A 4,577-nucleotide genomic window follows, 5' to 3' on the forward strand; every position below is an offset into this window, starting at 1 on the left:
TAACTGGTAGTTTCATCGCGGCCCTCGTCTATGGTGGGGTGGCTCTCCTCGCATTGAGCTCAAAAGGAATCTCGCATGTCTCCCCGATCTGCGCCCCATTTAAAACAAAAACATATGCCATATGTAGTATGTGTTAATTAGGCAGCGGACTCATAAAACTCGATCCACAGACGGACTGAGGCCAGTTTGATCATTGCCAGAAAGTTGCGTGAAGTTTTCTCATACCGCGTGGCGATGCGGCGGAAGGAGGCTTTCAGGCGACCAAAGAAGCGCTCGATTTTGTTACGCTGCTTGTAGATTTCCGTGTCGAAATCCTTGGGAAATTTTCGGTTCGATTTTGATGGGATGACGTCGATTGCACCCTGTTCCCAGATTAACTCACGGATCCAATCAGCGTCATAGGCCTTATCCGCCAGCACGTACTGGCCGGGTTGCAGCGCATCTAGCAGGTGCTTGCAGGGCGGTGCATCATGGGCCTGCCCGGGTGTCAGCTCAAACCGGATCGGTAGACCGTCCTGGTTCGTAAGTGCATGAATTTTCGTGCCTAACCCGCCGCGCGAGCGCCCGAGGCAACGACGCGGGTCGTTTTTTTTAGAGTGGTTGCCGCATGATGGGCGCGGATGCTGGTGCCATCCACCATGACCATGTCCACGTTGTGGGCGTCCGCCACGGCTTCCATGATCCGATCCCAATGGCCTGCATAGCTCCACCTGTTGAAGCGGTTGTAGGCCGTAGTTGGCGGGCCGTATTGCTCTGGCAGGTCGGCCCAGGGGATGCCTGTTCGAAGGACATAGAAAATCCCGTTGATGACGCGCCGGTCGTCAACCCGCTTCACTCCGCGCGTCTTGTTTGGAAGAACCGCTTTGATGAATTCCCACTCCAGATCGCTCATGTCTGATCGTGCCATGTCCCACTCACGCCGTTATTTTCCGGAAATTGAATCACAAGTCTATGCTAAAGAAAAGAAATTAATGGGTGTGCTGCCTAGTCAAATCAGGCATGGTTAGGTTCGGAGTCATGTGCATTTGACCCAGAAGAAGTGTTGGCCCTCCCAATCATAGCGACCCTAGCGGCCGCTTCTAAAGACGGTGCGCCCCGGAATGCGCCTATGTGGTTTATTTGGGAAGACGGTGCTATTTGGTTGCTTGGTTCAACAGATGCCAGTTCCGTAAAGTGCATCAATAACGACCCGAGATGCGCTATTGAAATAGTCCATTTCGACAATACTGCTGGGGTTTTGTTGCATCTTGAACTGCGAGGCGAAGCCAGTACTGAACCGATGTCGCCTGCGAGATTTCGTCAATTGTTGAAGAAGTATTTGTGTGATGAAGAAAGCTGGAATTCGTGGTTCATTGAAAATGTTGCCATGATCGGAAAGCCCGACGGGCGTTTGATAAAACTGAAACCTCAGAGTTTCTTCACTAATAATGTCTCTTACTTCAGGACTGGCCCAGATTTTGCTTGGCCGCCTGTTTCAAGCAAGACTGCAACTTGAACGGCGGGTAAGTCCGCCGCCCAAAGCAGTCGTTCATAATGAGCGCATCACTCTAGACGGTACGGTTGATATCTGATGAGGGTACGATCAGAAAGGCATGGTTTTGCAATGAGAAAGGTTCTTCGCCGGGCATTTTGGGGACTGGTAACTATCTCCCTTGTCGGTAGCGCGGCTCTGTGGGTCTTTGTGCTGGACGGCAGCCCGACAGTCGCGCATGCAGGCGCTCCGACCCCCGAAGATGCCGTCGTTGCCCGTAGTTTTGTCCGGGAGGTGCGCGTTGCGGCGGGCTCAGGCGGCGCGAAGTCGGAACGTCTTATCATGACCCAAGACGACCTCAACAGCCTCATCCGGGTGGCTTCGCGCATTATTCCAGGGCTTCGCGGAAGTTTCGTGGTTAAGGATGGACTTGTCAGCGGTCAGGCATCGGTCCCTGTTCCCGGGACGGGACAATCGCGATGGCTTAACGTATCGGCGGCGGTCCCGGCCTTCGACGGCGGCGTCGTACTACGGGCCGTCCAGGTAGGCGCTTTGAGTGTGCCGCCTGGTCTTGCCCTTGAGCTCGGACGGCTGGGCGGGAATGCGATCTTTGGAAACGATTTTGGAACGACCTTGGTCGAAGCTGCCTCGCGCATGGATATCCAGGACGACCAGGTCTCCTTCGATCTCAATATCGCCGAAATGGGCAAGAACGGTGTCATGCGAGGGCTCTTTGGGGCATTGCGCGGCGCCGAAATGCCGGTCTCCGATGAGATAGATCGATATTACGTCATGATCCGCGAGGCGATGGATGATGGTGTTTTGCCGACTGAAGGTAGCTATCTGCCCTATCTGCTCTTCACGCTTACCGCCACGCTCCAGGACGCGACCTCAGGCGATCTCGCCAATGCCTATACGGCGGCTATCTTCGCACTGACGCGGGTCTGCGGCGCGCGCGACTTTACCCTAGTCGTGGGCGGCCTTGCCGGAGAGGATTTTGTTGAAAAGCGGCCATGGCGCACAGAGTGTTCCGCCGTGACCTTCAACGGCCGCATTGACAGTCGCCGCCATTTTACCACCGCCGCCGCCCTTCAGGCGGCCAGCAACCGTGGTTTTGCCGCATCGGTCGGGGAATTCAAGGAATTGTTCGACACGCTTAAGTCAGGCGGCTTCGATTTCACCGACATCGCTGCCAATAACTCAGGTATTCGCTTGTCCAACAGGCTGATGTCCGCCCCTCCTGAGAATTGGCCGGCGCTGATAGCGCTGATCAAGGAGGAGAACGACGTAATCATTCCATTCGACGGCGTTCCACAAATCATGTCTGAAGAGGACTTCAACGGCCGTTTCGGCTCTATTGAAAGCCGGGAATATCTCCAGATGCTTGACAGCATCGAGGCGAAGATCGACGACCTGCCGATTCACCGAGCACAGTAGCTGGTCTCGGCGATCTGGGCATCGTGTGGTCCGGCGTGGAAACAAGGCGCCCTGACAGCGCCACCAGAACAAGCAAGAGAGGCGCCGATCGGCGGCGCGCTTTTTTGATGTGTCGGTGCGAACAGCGCGTCAAGCCCTTGAGGGGACTGCGAGGCTGGAGTAAATGCGGGATATGGTTATGTTGCTTCGATCAGAGGCGGGCTGGAACGGCGCTACGATCCTTCTGGCGTTTGCGCTCAGCATCGCAAGTCCTGTCATCGCCCAGACTTCAGTCGAAGAACCCCTCCCGCTGGAAGCCGTGATAGACCCCAACGGCCGCGCGGTGCAGCTCAGCTGGGCCACCGTCAATCCGCCGCGGGTCGGCAATGTCGCCGTCAATCGGCGGCGGCTTGGGGAGAGCGGGCCGGGATCGTGGCGGCCGCTTGCCCCCGCGCTGGGGCCGGTCATGCGCTTTACCGACGATACGATCCGCCCGGGCACGGCCTTTGAATATCAAGTGCTGCGCAGCGCCCGCGACGTCGTCGATGTGGGCTACTGGGTCGCCGGCACCGAGGTCCCGGCCGAGGAGACCCGCGGCACAGCACTTCTTGTGGTCGACGATACGCTCGCCGCCCCCCTCGCCGCGCGTCTCGACCGCTTCGCGATGGATCTGGTGGGCGACGGCTGGCGGGTAATCCGCCACAACACTCCGCGCGGAGACGACCGCGATCCGGTGGCCAACCTCGACCGCGCCTGGGCGCTCAGATCATGGGTCCAGAAGCAATATTTCGTCGATCCCTTCGGCCGCCATGCACTGATCCTGATAGGCCATGTGCCGGTGGTGCAGAGCGGCCGCGCCGCGCCCGACGGGCACGCACCTGTCGCACATCCAACCGACCTCTTTTATGCCGAGATGGACGGGAAGTGGCAGGACAACCGCGCGGGCATCCTGTTGCCCAACCAAGTGCCCAGCGACACCATCGAGATGCAGGTCGGTCGCATTGACATGGCCAATCTAAGCGGTGGCGACGGGGATCGCGAGATCCGGCTTCTGGCTGCCTATTTCGACAAGAACCATCACTGGCGTCAGGGCCTGCTTGGCGACCTTCGTGAAGCATACGGCGGGACGGGCTATCTGCAAGTTGAGCGCAATGCCTTACGCAACATCGTCGGGCCAGAGGCGGTGACAGTGGGCGGGCATCACGATGCAGGCGAGGCGCAGCCCTGGCTCTGGGGGGTGGATTTCGGCAGCGCGGACGCCGCACGTTACCCAGAGTTCGCCAACAAGGCGATCTTCACGATCAACTTTGGTAGTGGAAAGCAGCGCTTCAACCGGCGCGGCAACCAGATCTCCGCGATGCTGGCTCAGCCCTGGTACACAATCGCCAGCGGGTGGGGCGGGCGGCCGGCCTGGGTGCTGCATCCCATGGCGCTTGGCCGCAGCATTGGCGAGGTCCACATGCGCACCGTCAACAATGGGACGGTGGTGGGCCCCTACCGCGAGGTCATGGATTATTTTCCGACCGGGCAGTACCTGTGGCGTAACTCTATCTGGGTGAACTTGATGGGCGACCCGACCAGCCGCGCCTTTCCGACCGCCCCTGCCCGCAAGGTGATCGCCCGTGCTACGGGCGCGGGGGTGGAAGTGTCTTGGACCGCTTCGGCTGATCTCGATGTTCAAGGCTACCGG

The 4,577-nt window shown here is 58.6% G+C and carries 3 protein-coding genes and 1 pseudogene; 3 read left to right on the forward strand and 1 reads right to left on the reverse strand.

Features of this window, described 5'->3' with window-relative positions:
• Positions 1–137: 137 nt before the first annotated feature.
• Positions 138–907: pseudogene (locus tag Q1B15_RS10685) on the reverse strand (IS5 family transposase).
• Positions 908–1,039: 132 nt separating this feature from the next.
• Between Q1B15_RS10685 and Q1B15_RS10690 the strand changes: the two are divergent.
• The 3 genes from Q1B15_RS10690 to Q1B15_RS10700 form a co-directional block, all read left to right on the forward strand.
• The gene (locus tag Q1B15_RS10690) at positions 1,040–1,495 is read left to right on the forward strand and encodes a pyridoxamine 5'-phosphate oxidase family protein (RefSeq protein ID WP_299753733.1); all 456 of its coding nucleotides are present in this window, start codon (positions 1,040–1,042) and stop codon (positions 1,493–1,495) included.
• 108 nt (positions 1,496–1,603) lie between these two features.
• Positions 1,604–2,908, forward strand: a complete 1,305-nt coding sequence (locus tag Q1B15_RS10695) for a hypothetical protein (protein WP_299753734.1) — start codon at positions 1,604–1,606, stop codon at positions 2,906–2,908.
• A gap of 178 nt (positions 2,909–3,086) precedes the next feature.
• On the forward strand, positions 3,087–4,577 hold a 1,491-nt coding region (locus Q1B15_RS10700; RefSeq protein ID WP_299753735.1), incomplete at its 3' end, for a hypothetical protein.

This window comes from uncultured Boseongicola sp. (genome assembly GCF_937988555.1).
GTDB lineage: Bacteria > Pseudomonadota > Alphaproteobacteria > Rhodobacterales > Rhodobacteraceae > Boseongicola.